This is a genomic window from Nocardia sp. NPDC049149, from assembly GCF_043197455.1.
Taxonomy (GTDB): Bacteria; Actinomycetota; Actinomycetes; order Mycobacteriales; family Mycobacteriaceae; genus Nocardia.
The window spans coordinates 576,192-594,097 of sequence record NZ_JBICTD010000001.1 but is presented as its reverse complement, the minus strand read 5'-3'; the positions used below and the strand labels follow the sequence as shown (position 1 = coordinate 594,097).

Sequence of the window (17,906 nt, the reverse complement as noted above, 5' to 3'; positions counted from 1 at the left end):
TAGATGCGAATGTGGAGAAACAAATGAGCTCCGATGTGCGGACTCCGCCGGACTCGAGCCGCCCTTCGGCGGCTGATACCAATACTTCTCGGTCCGAGCAGACACGCCCGCCGGTCATGGCGATGCCGGACATTCTCGCCATGGCCAACAGCGGCCAGCCCGCCCCGGGGCAACGAGTCACGCTGCCGAGTGGGGCGGTCTGGGAGGGCGGGAAGGTCACCGGGACATCGATCATCACCCTTCCCGGTGACGATCCGATCCTGGTGGCCGGCGATTCATCGGCGAACGGGATCACCGGCGATTCCGTCCAGATCGGTTCGCTGGCAAAGGCTTTCCAAGAAGTCCTCGGCGCGGTGCCAAGGTTCTTCGCCAACTGGATTTCGACCGGCGCGCTCAACCGCTATGACCCGGACGCGAAGGGGGCCAAGACTCGGACCCGAGTCGTTCGGGTCAGCTCGAAGGCGACCCTGTCCGGTCTAGCACCGGGCAAGGGCGACAACGATTCCGGCGACGACGTAGTCGACGTTCCCGACTCGGGTATCGATGGCCGGACACCGCAGCGCTTCGCGAGCGGCGGCATGGTGTACGGGCCGGGCGGATCGCGGGACGACCGGGTGCTCGCTCGGTTGTCTCCTGGCGAGTTCGTGGTCAACGCCGCGGCGACGTCGAATGCGTTGCCGCTGTTGGCCGCAATCAACGGCGGTTGGGTGCCGTCGCCGTCCTATCTGGGCGGCATGCTGCCCGGCTTCGCGGATGGCGGTCTGGTCGGCGGGGATTCCGCGGCGTCATGGCGTGATCTGCTCCGCAACCCGATCGCTCCCGCCGGAGCAGACGCGGCCTTCCGGCCGCAGGACTTCGGCCTGTTCGGCTTGGTCGCAGATGCGTTGGGCGGCATCGGAAATGCCGCGATCAACGCGGGCGGCGCCGCCGGTGCCGCGCTGGGTTCGCTTATCGCGCCTGCTTTCGGGCCGGGCGGCATGTTCAGCTCGGTGTTCGGTACGTCAGCCGGTGGCTCGACCCAGGAGTCGGCGACTCGCTCGGATCCGGCTGAGGGCGCTGGACTCGATCCGATGAGCGCCGCGATGCGGGTGCGGACCGAGGGCAATCCGGAGGCGCTCGGCTTCGGTCGCGCGTACAAGGCGCCAATCGGAACCATGCCGACCGGCGATCCGGCCCGCCAAGAGGCGCTGCGACCCGAGGGCCTCAGCCAGATGGGCTCGTTGTCCACTGCGCTGGCGCAGGGCATCGTCGGTGCGGCCACCGAAGCGGGCGGTCGAGTCGGTGCCGCATTGGGCACGGCACTGATACCGGCACTGGGACCTGAGGGTGCCTTGGCGCCCGAGATCGGTGCTCAGCTCGGAAGTTTGATCGGCTCGAAGTTCGGCGGCAGCCTGTCGGCGTCGATGACGTTGAGCGGCCAATCCGGCGGATCCGGTCTCGCTCCGAGCGGACCGACCAGCCTCGGTGAAGGAGGAGTCGACACCGAGGGTGGGAATTCGTTCGTACCGGGGCAGCCCGAATCGAGCACGGAGACTGGCGATACGGGAGCCTCGTATTCCGGTGGCGGGTCGAGGTTCACCTATGGCGGCGGCTCGTCGACGGTCGGGCAGTCCCCAACAGGTTCGTATCTCGTCCGCAATCGCCCGAATACCAACGGGCTACCGGCTCAGAGCGATGGGTCCGCAACCCCCGGCGCGGCCTTGGACGGTTCTGTGCCACAGGGTGATTCAGCGGTCGTCGGTACCCCGTCGGACGGCGCGGCCGGATTCGGCGCACAGTCACTCGAGCTGAGCGACCGGATCTACGACCCGACGAAGGACAGCTTCAAGGATTTCCTCAACGTCGCCGGCGGCAAGCTCGGCGGTGATGCGGCCTCCGCGATCGCGCCGCTCCTCGGCGAGAGCGGTAACCAAATCATCGAAGCAGGCGCGCAATTCGGCGCCCGGCAAGGCGACGCCCTCGGCGACTTCTACAAGAGCGTCGACCCTGAAGGCAAGTGGTCGTCGAGCATCGCCTCGGTCGTCAAGCAGTACACCGGCATCGACTGGAACCCAACGGGCAAACAGAGTGAGACACCGCAGCTGTCCCAAGCGGATCAGGTCGGACTCGCGGCTTTGCAAGGTGGCATCAGCGGCCTGCAGCAGCACGGCCTGGTCGGCGGCATCACCGGCGCTATCAAGGGCGCCGCATCGACGGTCGGCAACCTGGCTGGTACCGCCGCCGGAACGTTGCTCGCCCCGGTCCTCGGCCCACTGGCGCCCGTCATCGGCGGAATGCTCGGTTCGATGATCGCAGGCACCGCCGCGGAGGTCGTCACCAAGCCGATCGAATTCGCAGCCAATGTCGCGAAAGAGGAGATCGGCACCGGTTTCGGCCTGACCAACCTCGCCAAAGGTCCGGGCGGTCGCACCGCCCGAGGAGATATCTACAACTTCAACGGCATGGACCCCAAGAGCGCCGCCATCGCGGTGGAGCGGGTTCGCCGGCGTCGCACGGTGGCGCAACAACGCGGAGGAGGGCTCGGCCGATGACCCACCAGCTATTGGAAAGCCAGTACACGAAGGTCGTCCTGTGGGACATCAACGGCCGGGTGTGGCATCTGTCCGGCGCGAATGCCGGCCGGGAAGGTGTCCGGCTGTCGAATCAGACCGGATACATGTTCGCCCCGGTGCAGTTGCTCGTCAACGAGGGCGCCCGCCAGGATGGCGCGACCTTCCAGCGGTCGGTCCGCGCGAAGAAGGAATGGGATTTCATCGCCGTGATCTCCCCGGCGGCGAAAAGCGCTGGCACCAACCCGTTCCGCGACTTCTATGCAGTGCACGACGCTTGGTTCCGCGGCTGGTCTACCGACAAGCCGTCCACCATCGGGTATTTCACCCGGCACCAGGGCTGGCGGTTCCAGCAGGTGCAGCTCGACAGCGCACCGGAGGCGGTCGGCGAGATCGATCCGGCACGCAATGCCGTTGCGCTGTACAAGATGTCGGCGACCGCGATGGACCCGCTGGAACGTCATTTCGACGAAACAGCAGTATGGACAAACACTTTGGCGCTGGGCCAGGGCATGGTGCGAGCGCGGAACGCGGCCGATCAGCCTGCCTGGCCGCGATACACGATGAATGGTCCAGGGCGTTGGGCGATTCTGGATCCGACCGGCGGTGAAATACCTCGGATGGTGCAGACGCCGAGGATCACGGCCGGCCAGACATTGCGGATCGATACTCATCCGCGACACCGCACTGCGCGTTTGTACTCGGGCAACTCGAAGATCGTCGAGAACGTCTGGGGCCAGTTGGCCGGTCGTCGCTGGCTGGCCGCACTGCCGCCATGGAGCGCCACCGACATCATCGTGGAGGTCGACGGCGGCACGGTGCAGTCCAGCCTGGTCGTTTCGGTGACGCCGCGATCCTCGAGGCCGTTCTGATGACGACGCCGGCATGGGACCCGCAGGCAGAAGCTCTGCGAATGGACAAGGCGCACAAGGACGAACAGGAACAGCTACGCGATCCCGATGTCCTGGTGCGCTATTGGGATAAATGGATGCAGGAGGTCGGCGAAGAGCACAGCTACCTCTCGCTGGAATTCACGTACCCGCGCAACGCACCGGGCGGGCTCAAGATGATCTGCCCGCGCGACATGGTCCATTTCGACCACCTCTTCAACAACGTGGACCACGAAGATGCCACCATCCCGATCACCGTGAACACCAAGGGGTTCCGCTGGGACGGCTACATCACAAAGGCCTCGATCGTCCGGGACGAGTACGGTGTCGAAACCGTCGATATCGAGGCAATCCACTGCTGGAACCACATCTCCACGATCTGCTGCTGGGCAAGTCCTTTCGCGCCGATCCTCGCGCAGTTTCCACGGCACATGATCCAGTTCGGGCCGGTGCGCACCATCATCACCAACTATCTGACGGCGAACCTGATGCGCCTGCAGGCGCCAGGGTGGGTGCCGCCCAAGAACGCGGGGGATCCCCGCTGGGGCGATACCGGTAACCTGCTCTTCCCGATTGCCGTCGTCCCGGTGGATCCGCTGCACGACACCAGCAAATGGAGTGCGGCATCGGCGCGCTTCGACATGGCCGACAAGCTGTTCGCGCCCATGCTCGAAGACTCCGGCGTCATGCTGACCGCCAGATTCTTCCTGCCCGACGAGGACGAACAGCCTGCGCCGGAATGGTTCCACCTGGACCGGCCGACCGTCGTCCTCGAGACGGTGGACAAGTCCGGTGTCACCGGAGCCACCGGCACGCTGCTCGACGGAATCCGTTCCTGGATAGAGGAATTCTCGGGCGACGGCACCACGCCGCACCGCTATCCGAACCTCGACTCGACCACCGAATACGAAGCGGTGTACGGAGAGCGGCTCAGCCAGGGCACATTCCGGAACTACCCGTGGGTGTGGTACTTCGAAGGCGAATACTCGGGTATCGGAAAATCCGAGATCGCGCTGCACAAGCCCACTGCCACCGACATCATCATCGGCGGTCGATCGCCCGGTTGGGTGAACGCGGGCATCGAACTCGTGATCAAGGGCTTGCTGTCGCTGATCGGTCTCGGCTGGCTGTACCGCGGCCAGCTCAACGACGTATTCCTCGCGTGGAACGTCTACCGCAATATGGAGCGAGTGGATCGCGCAGGCCCGTATGCCTTCCGCGAGCTGTATATCTCGGGTAGCGACAAGGCATTCAACCTCGACGGCTTGGTTGCCGCCCGTCAGGGCATGCACTTGACCCGCGGCTACACCAGCAAGCGGGTGACCGTCGAGGACAACGCCCCTTACATCCTCGGCAAGGACTACGGGCTCGGCGATCAGATCGGCTTCGCATTGGACGGCCAGATCTTCACCGACTACGTGACCGAGCTGACCTTCACCGACGATCGCGAGACCGCCGCGAAATGGCACATCGTGGTCGGCGACGGATCCGATGAAGAGGACTCGATCGTCAAGGCATGGCAGCGGCTCGGCCGCGTCGCCGCCGCGATCAAGGATCTGGCTACCGACGTCGGCGCCGATCTCGACCTGCTCATCTTCTGAGCCTTTTCGAAGAGGAGAAACCATGGCGGACATAACCTTTCCCGCCCATATCACCGTCAGGCGGGCGCCCGATGTCGACGGATTGCCCGTCCTGACTGCGCAGACGACCGTCTCGGCGGATATCGCGGGGTTGGAGCTCCCGCCGGGCCCGCTCGGCGAGACCGGCCAGCGTGGTCGGCCCCGAACCACGTTTCGGAAGCGGGGTGAGATCGCCAACGCGGCGGCGCGGCCGACCGGGCTCGGTCCGGAGGATCGCGGCAGCTGGTGGCATCGGCTCGACGACAACGGCATGGACGTGTGGACCGGTGCGGAGTGGCGGCATTCACCTGACGCGGTCGGACCTCGTGGGCCGGTCGCCACACCGACCACCATCACCGTCACCGAGACAAAGCACCGCGAGGACCTGATTGTCCCGGCAGTCGAGTTTGCCGGGACAGGTGCCGAGCAGAAGGTGAAGGTGACCGTCCCGGCCGGCCTGCGTGGTCCGAAGGGGCCTCCGGGTGCCTCCGGGCAGATCGCCGAGTCCGCGGACTACGACAAGGCGCGCACCCCCGGTGCCGGTGGTGTGTTCGCCTACGACCGGTCCAGCCGGAAGTTTCGCCCGGTGGCCCCGCCCCTCGGCCTCGGCCCTTGGTCGTGGTTTCAGGAGGACTTCATCGCCGAACGGAACGAGAATGTCGGCCGAATCGACGCCGCTACGTTCACCATTCCGCCGCTGCCCTTCCGGTGGCGACCCGTCGTGTACGGGCACATGTTCACCCGCGCGGATGGCGGGGCCGACACAGCCGCGGAAGGGACTGTGCGCCTGCATCATTCGCAGGGCGAGATCGTGTCCACTTCTATCGCCGCATCGGGCGGCTGGCTGTACATGCCACTTACCCCGTGCTACCGCGACGGCTCCACCTCGAAAGTGCTGTCGCCGACCTCGGATTTCGCCACCGTCGCCGCGGGGCAACCCGCGAATCTGGTGGTCGGTGTCGAAAAGGTCGGCTCCGCCGGCGTCAAGATCGGGTTCCATCCCGGTGGCGCGTCTCTCGTCGTCTTCGCAGAACCTATCGAGTGAGGTGAAATGTCTACTGTAAGAGAATATTTCGCATCCACGCAGATCCGGGGCGTCGACGAGGGCGTCGGCACACCTGGTGTCGTGCAGTCCATGCACGGTACCCCGCGTGACGGTTCCCTGGAGTTGATGACCGGCACGCCCGGAAAGCAAGGCTTGCAAGGCGAGCCTGCCCGGCCGTTCCGCTGGGAAGGCGACGTCACCGACCAAGCCGCGCTCTCTGCGATTACCCCGAAGCTGGGGATGGCGCATGCCGGCAAAGCGTGGCGAATCATGTCCACCGGCGCGTTGGTGTATTGGAACGGCGCCGGATTCGACGAATTCACCGATGCTTTCGGTGCCGCGGGACCCGACGGGCAACCGTGCACGGTCACCATCGGTACCGTCGACACCGGGCCCGTCGGGACCGATCTCCTGGTTACGGTGACCGGCACCGCACCTGATCTGACGTTGAATCTCACGATTCCGCGAGGCGTCAAAGGAAAGAAGGGCGCAGTCGGCGGCCCAGGGCCGATCCGCAACGCGGCGGACTACGCGGACGGTCCGCACGTAGATCGAGCCGTGCCGACCTGGGATTCGACGGCTGGGAAGTGGAAACCTCGGCCGTATCCCGGCCTACGCGGACCGTGGACCATCCTCGAAGGGCGTTCCTGGGATGATGGTCCCGGCTTCGTCGCCTCGCAGAACGGGATCACCGCTCCGACGAAAAACATTGCGCAGCTGAATATCCCGGCGCAGGACGTCGACTGGCGTCCGATGATCACCGGTGGCGTCGTTGTCCGCGCCAACGAGAACTGGGATCAGCTCACCACCCGTATCGATGCCGAAGTACGCATCGGCTCGGCGACCGGCCAGATCGTCGCGCTCGGTTGCGGTTTCGTGACCGGCGCGAGCACCCGCGCCCGATTCCAGCCCTTCTACGGCGTGCGCGGAATGACCCCGGACAGCACCGTCGGCGTCGTACCCGCAGGACAGCCGGTGACGCTGTATGTGCTGCTGCGTCGGAACAGCACAGACAACTCCAACCCCAACTACGACTACCAGATGGCCGACGCACAGATCGTGTGCATGGCCCGACCTGTGGGGGCACCGTGACCAGCGACAACGCCGCGAGCAGCGAACCGACCGTCGTCTACGAGGACGACATCATGATCACCATGCGCGGGGTCGCCGACTCGATCGGGCTGCCCTACACGGTGAATCCCTTCGACCTGGTCGATCGGGAAGCTCTCATCGAGCTTCGCGAAGGCAGCCAGGGTGCGGCCGGGCCGGAAGGCGACGCGGCGTGGCCGTGGTCGTGGCAGGGCGATATCGCCAATGTGGCTGCCCTGAGCCAACTGCAGCTCAGCACCGCGGACGCGCGCAAAGCATGGCGCGTGGTCGCGGACAACTGCATCTACTACTGGACCGGGATGGGATTCATCCTCTTCGACAAGGCCTTTCGCATGATCGGTCGTCGGGGGGCGCCGAATCTGTTGACCGGAACAGCTGTCGTGGGAGCCACCGGTTCGGCCGCGGCGGCCCGGGTTACGGGGAGCGCGCCTGCCCAGCAGCTGGAGATCACCTTCCCACGCGGTGCGACCGGCGACGTCGGCGATCCTGGTGTGGCGGGTCGGATCCAGGATGCGTCCGATGTGCTGATCAACGAAGAACGCCCGCTCGGTCAGGACCATGTACTCGCGTGGGATGCTGCCGCGCAAAAATTCCGTCCTATCCCCACCCCGAGGCCGATCGGGCCATGGGTGATCGGTGAGAAGCAGTTCATCGCCGCTCAGAACATCACGGACGAAACGAGAGTCTTTGCCACCATTACGATTCCGGCGCAGCCCACCGCATGGCGCCCGATCGTGGAGGGTGGCGTGATGGTGCAGACGGAACAGCCGACGCGCTGCAATATCGAGGTCCGTATCGCCAGCCCCAAAGGCGACCTTGTCGCGCTCGGCTGGAGTCATTGGGTCGCGCGTTTTCCATACGTGCTGGTCTCGCCCGGCTTTCAATATCCGATGAAACCCGGCGCGACCTTCGGCGTGGTACCTGCGAACCAGACGATCACCCTGTACGTCGTCGCACATCGGGTAGCGGGCACCGGGGGCTACAACATCCAGTCCAGTTATTCGCATCTACATGTTCGCGCGCTACCCGTGTAGTCGCCGACCGCACCTCTTGTACGGCTGAACTACGGCCGCTCTCATTTCCGCAAAACGGTATGCCGTCTCCGGCTGCCTGCTGTCCGAAAGGCATTGATCCATGGCCGATCTGCCCCCGTTGAAGTACGGCAAAGTCGTCGGGCGCTTCCTCGCGAACATCATCGACGACGGTGACAGTGGTGACACCCCCGAGTTTCCGGCGTTGACCGGCACCCTGACCTTCACCGCCAACGCACCGAAAGTGCTTGTCCCAGGCGCACAGTTGGGCCCGGCGACCTATGTCCAGCTGCCGAGTCACTACGAGTGCCAGTTGGACGAATGGGGTTTCATTACCTGGCGTGGTCGCCGAGGTGTGCGGCTCGTCGCACCCAGCGCTGCCACGAATCCCTCCGCGTGGACCTGGCGGGTCTCGTTCGACCTGTCCTACGAGGGCGAACAGGTTCCGATGGAGCCCTTCAGTTTCACTGTGCCCGAGTATATTCCGGGCGCCGACTCGCAGAACCCGGATGCGGGCTCGACCGGTCTGGTCGATCTGACGTTGGTCTCACCGGTGCCTGCCTCCGCGGGCAACGCCATTGTCATGGGGCCGCGCGGTGAAGGCATCAAGATCGATGGACAGGTGGGCACCTATGCTCAGCTGCCCGCCGCCCCCGCCGAAGGCGCCCAGTATGTGGTGAAGGCGGACGGGCTGCTCTACGTGTATCACGCAGCTACGGGAGGCTGGTTGCCGAACGGCCAGGGTGTTGTCATCCGTGGCCAGGCGGGCACCACCGAGTGGGCGGGTATCACCGGCAAGCCCGCGACGTTCGCGCCGATCATCGGCGATACCGCGACAACCGCTGTCGCAGGCGACGATCCGCGTTTGACGAACCCGCGCCCGCCGACTTCGCACACCCACCTGGCGAATCAGATCGCCGATTCGACCGCGCTGGGGCGTACCCTGCTCACTGCGGCCAACCCGGCGGCCGTGCGGACGGCGATCGACACGATCGTCAGCACGGATGCGCGGTTGTCCGATGTCCGGACACCCACGCTGGCCGGTCAGGTCTACGACATTGCGTTCAAGTCGCACAGCGGAACTCGTGTCGCCGGCGTGGGCAACGTGATGCCGGAGGGTCTGCGGATCGAACGCAAGGTTGCGGTCAGTTCGGTGACCTATCGAGGTGAAACCGCAGGCACTGGAAACCTTGTCGTCGAACTGCGGGTGAACGGCACTGCGGTTCCTGGCTCGTCGGCGACCATCACCCCGGCGAATCAGACTGGGGATACGACGATTCCGCTCACTGTGACCGTCAACCCCGGCGATCGGCTCACCGTCTTCATCACCACGCTGGATACCGGCGCCGGTAAGGGAGTGCAGGCCAGCCTCAAGGGAGTGACCGTCTGATGCCGTCGATACGTATTGGCTTGCCTATGTACTACGGGCCGCTTGACGTGAATGAACTACCCGTTTCGGTCGGCTCAGGCACGGCGCCGAAGCCGCCAGGAACTCCTGCCGGTTCCGGCGGGGACGGTTCCAGCACAGCGCCGAAGCCCTCGGAGACGCCTGCCGGTTCCGGTGCGGACGGCACTGCGCCCGCCGCATCCGAAACGGCTACGGGCAGCGCATCTTCACCCGTGGTGTAGTGATGCCGTTTCTCGTTGCGGCAGGTGTAGCCGAATCCGCAGTGCCGATGGGTATGAACAAGAACGGCTCGCAGTCGGTCCCCGGCGACAGCTCGAACAGCAAGGTGACAGGCTGGGTCGTCCGCAGCGGCTACGGGCAGACCGTCATCAGTGCGAACGACGAACTCGTTTCCAGTGGGCCCGGCACGGTGACCGTCAATTGCCGGCTGGAGGTGTCCGGCAATCTCGGCTTCAACGAAAAGCGCAGCTTCGACGTGATGCTGAACGATACCTCGGTCCAGACATTCGCCACCGCTGCTACGTCGGTAGTCATTCCGGCCACGACATTGACCCTGGCGCGGGGCGACCGGGTGTGGTTGCGAATAACTGGCTCGTCGTTCCTCAACTGGGCCACCACGGTCGCAGGAGGCGTGAACACCTACCTCTCCTTCGACCTCAGCCAGCCGTAGCGCGGGCCGTCGACAAACTCGCTCATCTTCTCGGAAGGATCTGATGTCGTTCGTCATTGTCGCTGGGATCTCCGGCTCATTGCCGTCCCGCATGACGAAAAGTGGTGCCCAGCCGATGCCGGAAGACGCCGAATGGGGCCAAATCACTGGTTGGGTTGCCGACACCGAGGGATACCCCGGGTCCATCGTCGTCGGACCGAAGAAGGAGGGCCTCAAGGCTCTCAGCGAACAGAAATCCGCCACGGTGACCGCCGCCATTGCCTATACCGGCGCCACTAAGGGCCGTGGTGCCGCAACGAAGCTCCAGGCGCGACTGCGCGTCAATTCGACGATTGTGGCGACCTCGCAGCCTCCACTGGACGGCCCGGCGGGCACCTTGTCGGTCACTGCGACTGTGGACATCGCCGCGGGTGACGTCGTGACAGTGGAGGCGCTCTCCGTGCCCGTTTCAGGTGGGGAGGCGGGCAACGTATCGGCCAATGCCGGAACCTTCGTCCAGATCACCTGATTTGCCCGAACACAGTGCGGCAGAGGCTCATACACAACTACTACAACCCGGCACGAGCCGGATGAATAGAGGAACCATGGCCTTCGTCATTGTCGGCGCGTCAGCACCCGCTACGGCCGTCTCCATGGGTATGAACAAGAACGGTGTGCAAGCGGTTCCGTCGAATCCGGACATCAAATTGGTCAATTGGACGGTGCGGCCCGGATATCCCGGAACGGTGATCGAGAATCACGAACTCGTTGCCAGCGGACCTGGCACTGCCACCGTGCGTTGCGGTGTCGAGTTGTCGGCGAATATGAGTGCCGGACAGTCACTGTCGGTCATGTTGATGGTCAACAACGCGACGGTCCAAACAGGCACCATCGGGTCGTTCAGCAAATCGGTCGAACTCGACGCCAAGGTCGTCACACTCGCTGCGGGGGACAAGATCTCGGTGCACGTCGGCAACGAGGGGAGCTTCAACGGCCCGAATGTGGTCGGCGGCGCGACCACATACGTCTACTTCGACGTCACTCCCTGACTCGAGTCGTGCTCCCCTCGAAAAGCTCGTATCAGTGCTGAGTTTCAGCGAAAGGCAGGACAACCATGTCTTGGACCGGTGATCCGGTATGGCTCGCGGACGTGCTCCGCGCGGAAGGCTTGCGGGTCGTCGAGTTCCCCGGCTGGCGCGAGCGCGGCCACGGTGATTTCGGGGAGATCTGGGGCATCGTCGCCCACCACACCGGTGGGTCCGCGACGCCGGCTACCGAAATAGCTTATGGGCTGCCGACTTTGGAGGGCCCGCTCTCGCAGTTGCATTTGGCCAAGGACGGGACCGTCACCGTCGTCGCTGTTGGCGTCGCCTGGCATGCGGGCGCCGGGTCCTGGCCCGGCCTGCCCGAGGACAACGCGAACTACCACACGATCGGCATCGAAGCCGTCAACAACGGCACCGAGGGCTGGTCGGACGCACAGTACGACGCCTACGTGGGAATTTGTGCGGCGATCCTACGCAAACTCGGCCACGGCGCCGATCGGGTGATCGGCCACAAGGAATGGGCCGGGCCCAAACAAGGCAAGTGGGATCCCGGCGCCATGGACATGGACCGCTTCCGCGCTGATATCACGGATCGATTGAAAGGCAGTGCACTGATGGCACTTTCAGATATGGAGCAGCGTGAGCTGCTGGACAAGTTGCGCAGGGTGCACTTCGAGTTGACCTACGGCTTCCAGTCCAGGGTCGCGGACTCCGAGTACCGCGACACCGTCGCCGGTTACGTGCTCAATTCCGATGCCGCCGACTACCGCAACGAACAGCGCTTGAAGGCGCTCGAACTCAAACTGGACCGCCTACTGGCGGCGACCGAGAGGAAGATCTGATGTCTATCAAGAGGATTCCCGAGCCGGCACTGATTCGGTCGGTGCTCGTCGCCGTCACCGGTGTCATCGCGTTCATCGTCGGCCACCAGATCGACACCTCGTGGATCGAGGCGGTGCTCACGGTCTACGGCCTGCTCACGCCCGTGATCGCGGGGATCGTCATCCGACCGGCGGTCACGCCTGTCGACCTGCCGGAAGGCAGGCTATGAATGAGTCAGCAGTGGATGAATCCCGAACTAGTGCAGGCCTGCGGCATGGCCGTCGCCACCGTGATCGGTGCGATCACGGCCTGGCAGGCGCGTGAGGTCAGCAAGCTGCGTACCCGCGTCGATGTCTTGGAAACCCAAGCGGCAGATGACAAGAAGCGCTTCCGCGATGCGATCCGCCTGATCCGCGCCCTCCAGCACCACATCGACGAACTCCGCAGCTTCCTGCGGTTGCACGTCCCCGGACAGGAGCCCCCGTCGGCTCGATACCGGATCCCGCCTTCCCTCCAGGAAGAGCTCTGACGAACGTCCAACCATCAACTCTGCAGTCGAACTCTGCCTCCAGTAACCCTCGAAGACTTCTGAATTCGGAAAGAGCTCCCCATGGAACAATCTGTGACTCTGCGCGGCCACGCGTGGGTAACCGAACTCGCTATCCCCGGCTTTGTTCGTATCGATGAAATGCGTCAGGTCGGCGAGTATGGCGAGGTCGACATCTACGTCATCTACGACGATACGAAGCTGCACGAAGTACATAATGTGTTGATTACCAACAACGGCCGCGCACCGCTGCCGTCGCGGAGCGGCGCGCAGCCGTTGGGCAAGTTCTTCATCACCAGCGACGCTTTCTACTCGGATGGTGGTTGGATCTTCTCCTACTACTACTCTTCCGTCGCAGAGCCGCTGGCGCCTGGATCGCCGAACGCGCTGAAGACGATGGTCGTGTACGGCACTCCGGGCGGGATGGGCATGCAGTTCTATGTTCCCGGATTCGTGCGCGTCGACAAGATGCGCCAGGTTGGAGCGGGCGATCAATTCGAGCTGTACGTCGTCTACGACCGGACCAAGCTCACCGAAATCCACCGTATGAAGCTGAATTGGGGCGACCAGAACCCGAATGTCCAGCCGGGCAAGCTGAAGCTGGACATCGTGTACCGCCAGGGGCTGTGGAGCTACGCCGAGCTCGAAGACACAGTGCTCTAACCAACGACCCAAATCTGAAAAGACAAGCGGCCCGGAGAATTCCGGGCCGCTTTGCTGTCTTGCCCCTGTTCCCGGGCTGAGCCCGCGGCATCTTCTGCTCTCTCGAATTCTGATTGCAATCGAGGTCTGTTATGGCGAGTAGTTCGGCGTGGCCGACGCAAACCGAAGTGGCGCCGTGGGCTTCGGCGCGTGCCGCGCACCTGGCCTCGTTGTCGACAGGTGGTGTCGCGGTTGATGATTCGGCCGCATCCCGTGGTGGCGGCCGCGTATACAACTTCCATGGGATGACCCCGGCCTCGTCAGCCCGGATGGTGGCTCGTTCCTTTGTCCGGCAGGAGCTGACGGAGTCAGCGGCCGGATTGACGTCGACTGAGAAGACTTCCCATGTCGCTGCGGTGGCCGACACCGGTGGTGTTCCGAATGACGAGCGGCCGGTGCCCGACGTGGTGCTTCCATCGACGGCACTCGTCGCGGACCCCGACTCGGGCTCGATACTCGGCCCGGACGGGTATCCGATACCGCAGCCGGGGCATGTCCCGAATCCGGGGCAGCGCACTGGGCCGACGCAACCAGTTCAACCGAACCCGCCACCAGCCCAACCGAACCCGCAACCAGCCCAGCCGAATCCGCAGTCTGGCCAAAACCAACAGCCGGCTACGACGAACCCGGGCACAGGCAAACCTGTCGACGACAAGACCCAGACCGGTCCGTTGCCGGGGCAACCCATCGCGCCACCTGCGGAACCTGCCGCTCCTCGGGTCGAAGGTGTTCCGCAGACTGTGCCGACCCAGAACGGCGGCACACTGACCAGCACCATCGTGGCCGGCACCGGAGGCCAGACCGTCGACAGCGAAACCGAAGACGGCCATGGCAACATCACCCGGTCGCGGGCGGTGATGAATGACCAAGGTGGCGTCACTATTTGGACTGCCCATGCCGATGGCAAACACTCGGTCACCTATGTCGCAGGCCCCGGCCAGGAAAAGCCCTGGACCACCGAGACCTACACGTACGACTCCGCCTCGGCCACCAGCCTCGCCAAGGGCCCCAATGAGTACATAGAGGGCGATGGAAACGGCAACTGGCTGAAGCAATCCCAAAACGCCGACGGCTCTCCGTCGGTGAAGATGATTCAGAAGCAGACCGATGGTGTCACCGTCTACGAGACCGAACGGCTGCCCGGAGGCGGAACCAGAACATACGCGAGTCGTCCTGGCGATCCGGAGTACAGCACACCCTGGTTGGTCGGTGAAACGAAGCCGGATGGCTCGGGCACGCTGACGCGGATCGACGGTTCGACGAAGGAGACGCGACCCGACGGTTCCGGAACAATCAGCGGTGGAATCGACGGGACGACAACAAACTTTGGTACCGATAAATGGGGCCAGAAATTCGTCCAAACATATGACCCTGCGAATGATCAGATCGTTACTCGGGTCACCAAAGACGCTAATACCGATAAGCCGTGGGAAGAGATCATTACCAGCGATCTCAAAGGCGGATTCGAAGGGCACTATCGTGAAGGCGTCGGCGGAGAACGCGAGCTCATCTGGCAGATGCTCGCCGATGGTTACAAGCTTACTCCGAATGGCCTTGGCGGCAGAAATGTCGAAAAGAATGGCGTGGTTGAAGGCGTCTTCACAAGTGAGCAGGACGGAACGCTCCGGTTCAAGCCCAATAAAGCATACAAAGATCGGACTGGTGCCGAGCTCACGCAAGAGATCGTCATGGTGCCGGGGCAAGGGCCGAAGACTCTGTGGGGCAATGGTCGGGACGGCGATAAACGTATTGATTTCCGCCCGCTCAATACACAGCATGGCGAAGTTCCGGGCATGCCATGGGTTGGTTCAGAAAAAGGGCCCATAGGTCAAGATTACGATTCCTTCGCCGCCAAGTTCGGCATGGCGATCATCAATACGTATGACGGCATACTCCCGCTGATCGGCCAGGGCGGATCGAGTAACCAGGGCTTCAAAGAAGCATGGACTGCTCTGGGTAAGAACGTAGCGAAAACTGCTGCTATTGCGGCTCTTACCGCGCAAGGCGGGCCAGGTGGCTACGAACTGGCCAACAGTGGGGCGATCCCCGGCCTGAACAAGGGTGAGGCGAATCAGATCGTCAAGGATCTGGCCAACAGCCTTGGCTACTCGGACTTCAAAGAAGGACGTATCGGTGCTGGCATGGGAACGCTCCTCGGCGGTCTCGCTGCGGGCTCTGCGCTAGGAAAGCTCGGCGGGTTTGTCACCCGGCCACTGGCGGCTGGAGCACGGGGGGTCATCGGTGCCGCGCTTCGAGACGGAACCAGTGGCCCCACCGGTATGCCGGGCCGCGGCCTTCCGGAGTTCCCCGAATCCGGACACTTCCCCAACCGAAACGAGGGAAGTCCGGCGCAGGGAACCCCATCTTCACAGCCAGCTGATCGCACACCCATACCCAGCCGCCGTGGCCCAGCTGAGGCTAACTCCGGGACCCCTGCTCGGCCATCGAACACAGGACCGACGTCGAAGATTGGTGCACTGATCGAGGCCGAGTTCCGGCTCTGGGGCGAAACCTTCCGGGACTTCGGCCAAGCCCTCCGCACGGCGATCGAAGGTCCAGGCCTCGCGACCGCTGGTGTCCCGAGCAGATTCTTCGACGGACGAGCCCGCAACCCTGGTGCGGCAGCAAACCGATTCGACTCCTCTGCGACCGGCGGCGGGTCGCCACAGCGTAATCCAAATAATTCTCCACCCGCAGGTTTCGGAAGTTCGACGTCTACGGATTACCGCGGCACGTTCTTCGCGGCGAACCCTCATCTGAATCCGAATGACTACGTGGTCCATCACGCAGTGGAACAACAGGTTCTCACTCGGTTCCCCGGCGTGGTAACACCATCTGAGATCCACTCTCTCGAGAATCTGCGAGGAATCCCAAGGGGAATAATTAACAGCAGGGTCCATTTGAGTCGAATCAGGAAAGAATGGAACGCATTTTACAAACCCTTCGTGGCGAGCGGTACAAAACCGACGAAGCAGCAGTTGTTGGACTTTGCAACGCAAGTGGATCGCAAGTACGGGTTCATATTCAATCCGCCCTTATGGTAGCGTGCTTTCATGTCCTTCTTTGTGGTCGAGCCTGAAGTGGCCGGCGAGCTTGGGCCTGGTACCGAGTACGATCGTTCGGCCCAGCCTGCTGTTGTAACGAAACTCGAGTATCGGTTCAGTGACTGGCTCGGTGACGCGATCGTCGAATCAGTTCCATGTTTTATCGCTACTGAGGATTTGGCGCGGGCAATTTCTGAAAGCTCGCTGACTGGTGTTTCATTTGCCGATGTGACGGTAACAATTTCGCCGGAGGCTGAGATGCTGATGACGGATGAGTTGCCGAAATGGCGATGGATGCAGTTCTCCGGATCGCCGTACGAGTCGGATTTCGGGCTGAGTGGCGATCTATCTCTTATCGTATCGGAGCGTGCTCTCGCGGTGCTGCGTCATGCGGGTATCAGTAATGCCGACTATTATGAGGCGGGAAATTCGTAAGCGCCAACATGCATCGCCTGGCTGGTGTCAATAAAAGAAGCATATAAGATCGACAATGTCTAGCGAAGCTGACAATCGTGGCGTGCTCGGGTTGCTCCGGCAGCAGATGTTAATCCAGCGAATTTCTGGAGAGATGTCGACGCAGGCACCGCTGAAGCGGACTGAAATACGTGCCACCTATATGGCGGTGGGTCATACTGTAGAACTCGAGCTCGAGATAGATACTGTCGATGGACCGTATTCGGGCATACCGAATATTTTTCCTTCTGAGGCTATTGGCGAGCTTCGAGATATTATGTACTCCCAAGGCCGGGGAACCTGGTCCACCATGAATATTGACGTGGTCGCTGACGGTGGAGTGAGCACCAGTTTCGATTATGACAGTCGGCCCGCCAGTGAAACGCCCTTCGGATTTGCGCTGGAGGATGACCTGCAGATGTATCCGCGTGACTCAGTTCCTCGGTGGATTTTGGATGATCTGAATGAAACTCACCGCAGGCACGGATATAGAGATGGGCAAAGCGTGCCGGGTCCAGCTGCCCCTAGCGGATCTGACGTCAAACGAGACAATCGCGTCGTAGATGTTGAGAACGGGCTGACCGTCAGCCGCGACAAGGCTGCAGAGATGGCCGTTGACTTCGTTCCCGAAGAGTCGGGTATGCGGTACATGAAGGTGATGCGGACAAATGCCTCAGACGATGACCCCGCGATTGTATTCAGTGAGATCGATGATGATGGATACGAGAGCCGGAAGGTTGAAATATTTGTCAGCGGGAGGTCCGACTTCGCAAGCGTCTCCATGGAGGGTGAGCCAACCTGGTTAGCAACTGCGCCTCTACCGTCCGCTGACGAAGTATCTCTCCAACCCGGTTGCAAAGGCGAAGATATTTCTGCCGTTGAGTTCCAGGCGGAATGGTTCGCCGCCGGGGCCCCGCCGCATGGTGAAGTCTTTATGTAATGTCATTATTGCGCGGTTGGCAACCTCCTCTAACAAACGGAGCTCACTTGA

At 62.9% G+C, this 17,906-nt stretch carries 17 protein-coding genes; all 17 read left to right on the top strand.

Annotated features, from left to right (window positions below):
* Positions 1 to 23: 23 nt before the first annotated feature.
* Positions 24 to 2,531, top strand: a complete 2,508-nt coding sequence (locus tag ACGFNJ_RS02875; protein WP_393442691.1) for a hypothetical protein — start codon at positions 24 to 26, stop codon at positions 2,529 to 2,531.
* Positions 2,528 to 3,421 (top strand): phage tail protein, encoded by an 894-nt coding sequence (locus tag ACGFNJ_RS02870; protein ID WP_393442689.1) that lies wholly within the window; start codon positions 2,528 to 2,530, stop codon positions 3,419 to 3,421. Before ACGFNJ_RS02875 ends, ACGFNJ_RS02870 begins: the two co-directional genes overlap by 4 nt.
* Positions 3,421 to 5,040: a phage tail protein gene (locus tag ACGFNJ_RS02865; RefSeq protein ID WP_393442687.1), complete on the top strand. Its 1,620-nt coding sequence runs from the start codon at positions 3,421 to 3,423 to the stop codon at positions 5,038 to 5,040. Before ACGFNJ_RS02870 ends, ACGFNJ_RS02865 begins: the two co-directional genes overlap by 1 nt.
* Before the next feature lie 22 nt (positions 5,041 to 5,062).
* Positions 5,063 to 6,103 (top strand): hypothetical protein, encoded by a 1,041-nt coding sequence (locus tag ACGFNJ_RS02860; protein ID WP_393442685.1) that lies wholly within the window; start codon positions 5,063 to 5,065, stop codon positions 6,101 to 6,103.
* 6 nt (positions 6,104 to 6,109) lie between these two features.
* A complete protein-coding gene (locus ACGFNJ_RS02855; protein ID WP_393442681.1) occupies positions 6,110 to 7,195 on the top strand; it encodes a hypothetical protein in 1,086 nt (361 codons plus the stop codon).
* Positions 7,192 to 8,247 (top strand): hypothetical protein, encoded by a 1,056-nt coding sequence (locus ACGFNJ_RS02850; RefSeq protein ID WP_393442679.1) that lies wholly within the window; start codon positions 7,192 to 7,194, stop codon positions 8,245 to 8,247. Before ACGFNJ_RS02855 ends, ACGFNJ_RS02850 begins: the two co-directional genes overlap by 4 nt.
* 100 nt (positions 8,248 to 8,347) lie before the next feature.
* On the top strand, positions 8,348 to 9,634 hold the full coding sequence (locus tag ACGFNJ_RS02845) for a hypothetical protein (protein WP_393442677.1): 1,287 nt from the start codon (positions 8,348 to 8,350) through the stop codon (positions 9,632 to 9,634).
* 292 nt (positions 9,635 to 9,926) lie between these two features.
* The gene (locus ACGFNJ_RS02840) at positions 9,927 to 10,322 is read left to right on the top strand and encodes a hypothetical protein (RefSeq protein WP_393442675.1); all 396 of its coding nucleotides are present in this window, start codon (positions 9,927 to 9,929) and stop codon (positions 10,320 to 10,322) included.
* 43 nt (positions 10,323 to 10,365) lie between these two features.
* Positions 10,366 to 10,830: a hypothetical protein gene (locus ACGFNJ_RS02835; RefSeq protein ID WP_393442673.1), complete on the top strand. Its 465-nt coding sequence runs from the start codon at positions 10,366 to 10,368 to the stop codon at positions 10,828 to 10,830.
* A gap of 76 nt (positions 10,831 to 10,906) precedes the next feature.
* Positions 10,907 to 11,350 (top strand): hypothetical protein, encoded by a 444-nt coding sequence (locus tag ACGFNJ_RS02830; RefSeq protein WP_393442671.1) that lies wholly within the window; start codon positions 10,907 to 10,909, stop codon positions 11,348 to 11,350.
* Between the two features lie 65 nt (positions 11,351 to 11,415).
* The gene (locus tag ACGFNJ_RS02825) at positions 11,416 to 12,189 is read left to right on the top strand and encodes an N-acetylmuramoyl-L-alanine amidase (protein WP_393442669.1); all 774 of its coding nucleotides are present in this window, start codon (positions 11,416 to 11,418) and stop codon (positions 12,187 to 12,189) included.
* Entirely contained in the window at positions 12,189 to 12,398 is a 210-nt protein-coding gene (locus ACGFNJ_RS02820; RefSeq protein ID WP_393442667.1) for a hypothetical protein, read from the top strand. Before ACGFNJ_RS02825 ends, ACGFNJ_RS02820 begins: the two co-directional genes overlap by 1 nt.
* Positions 12,399 to 12,413: 15 nt before the next feature.
* The gene (locus ACGFNJ_RS02815) at positions 12,414 to 12,698 is read left to right on the top strand and encodes a hypothetical protein (protein WP_393442665.1); all 285 of its coding nucleotides are present in this window, start codon (positions 12,414 to 12,416) and stop codon (positions 12,696 to 12,698) included.
* An 81-nt stretch (positions 12,699 to 12,779) separates the two neighbouring features.
* Entirely contained in the window at positions 12,780 to 13,379 is a 600-nt protein-coding gene (locus tag ACGFNJ_RS02810; RefSeq protein WP_393442663.1) for a hypothetical protein, read from the top strand.
* A gap of 284 nt (positions 13,380 to 13,663) precedes the next feature.
* Entirely contained in the window at positions 13,664 to 16,462 is a 2,799-nt protein-coding gene (locus ACGFNJ_RS02805) for a hypothetical protein (protein ID WP_393442661.1), read from the top strand.
* Positions 16,463 to 16,471: 9 nt separating this feature from the next.
* A complete protein-coding gene (locus ACGFNJ_RS02800; RefSeq protein WP_393442659.1) occupies positions 16,472 to 16,897 on the top strand; it encodes a hypothetical protein in 426 nt (141 codons plus the stop codon).
* A 55-nt stretch (positions 16,898 to 16,952) separates the two neighbouring features.
* Positions 16,953 to 17,855: a DUF6881 domain-containing protein gene (locus ACGFNJ_RS02795; protein ID WP_393442657.1), complete on the top strand. Its 903-nt coding sequence runs from the start codon at positions 16,953 to 16,955 to the stop codon at positions 17,853 to 17,855.
* Positions 17,856 to 17,906 lie beyond the last annotated feature (51 nt).

What these genes read in the sequence shown, in the direction of transcription:
- ACGFNJ_RS02875 (WP_393442691.1), top strand. Translation starts at nt 24, where the DNA reads ATGAGCTCCGATGTGCGGACTCCGCCGGACTCGAGCCGCCCTTCGGCG.
- ACGFNJ_RS02870 (WP_393442689.1), top strand. Translation starts at nt 2,528, where the DNA reads ATGACCCACCAGCTATTGGAAAGCCAGTACACGAAGGTCGTCCTGTGG.
- ACGFNJ_RS02865 (WP_393442687.1), top strand. Translation starts at nt 3,421, where the DNA reads ATGACGACGCCGGCATGGGACCCGCAGGCAGAAGCTCTGCGAATGGAC.
- ACGFNJ_RS02860 (WP_393442685.1), top strand. Translation starts at nt 5,063, where the DNA reads ATGGCGGACATAACCTTTCCCGCCCATATCACCGTCAGGCGGGCGCCC.
- ACGFNJ_RS02855 (WP_393442681.1), top strand. Translation starts at nt 6,110, where the DNA reads ATGTCTACTGTAAGAGAATATTTCGCATCCACGCAGATCCGGGGCGTC.
- ACGFNJ_RS02845 (WP_393442677.1), top strand. Translation starts at nt 8,348, where the DNA reads ATGGCCGATCTGCCCCCGTTGAAGTACGGCAAAGTCGTCGGGCGCTTC.
- ACGFNJ_RS02840 (WP_393442675.1), top strand. Translation starts at nt 9,927, where the DNA reads ATGAACAAGAACGGCTCGCAGTCGGTCCCCGGCGACAGCTCGAACAGC.
- ACGFNJ_RS02835 (WP_393442673.1), top strand. Translation starts at nt 10,366, where the DNA reads ATGTCGTTCGTCATTGTCGCTGGGATCTCCGGCTCATTGCCGTCCCGC.
- ACGFNJ_RS02830 (WP_393442671.1), top strand. Translation starts at nt 10,907, where the DNA reads ATGGCCTTCGTCATTGTCGGCGCGTCAGCACCCGCTACGGCCGTCTCC.
- ACGFNJ_RS02825 (WP_393442669.1), top strand. Translation starts at nt 11,416, where the DNA reads ATGTCTTGGACCGGTGATCCGGTATGGCTCGCGGACGTGCTCCGCGCG.
- ACGFNJ_RS02820 (WP_393442667.1), top strand. Translation starts at nt 12,189, where the DNA reads ATGTCTATCAAGAGGATTCCCGAGCCGGCACTGATTCGGTCGGTGCTC.
- ACGFNJ_RS02815 (WP_393442665.1), top strand. Translation starts at nt 12,414, where the DNA reads ATGAATCCCGAACTAGTGCAGGCCTGCGGCATGGCCGTCGCCACCGTG.
- ACGFNJ_RS02810 (WP_393442663.1), top strand. Translation starts at nt 12,780, where the DNA reads ATGGAACAATCTGTGACTCTGCGCGGCCACGCGTGGGTAACCGAACTC.
- ACGFNJ_RS02805 (WP_393442661.1), top strand. Translation starts at nt 13,664, where the DNA reads ATGACCCCGGCCTCGTCAGCCCGGATGGTGGCTCGTTCCTTTGTCCGG.
- ACGFNJ_RS02800 (WP_393442659.1), top strand. Translation starts at nt 16,472, where the DNA reads ATGTCCTTCTTTGTGGTCGAGCCTGAAGTGGCCGGCGAGCTTGGGCCT.
- ACGFNJ_RS02795 (WP_393442657.1), top strand. Translation starts at nt 16,953, where the DNA reads ATGTCTAGCGAAGCTGACAATCGTGGCGTGCTCGGGTTGCTCCGGCAG.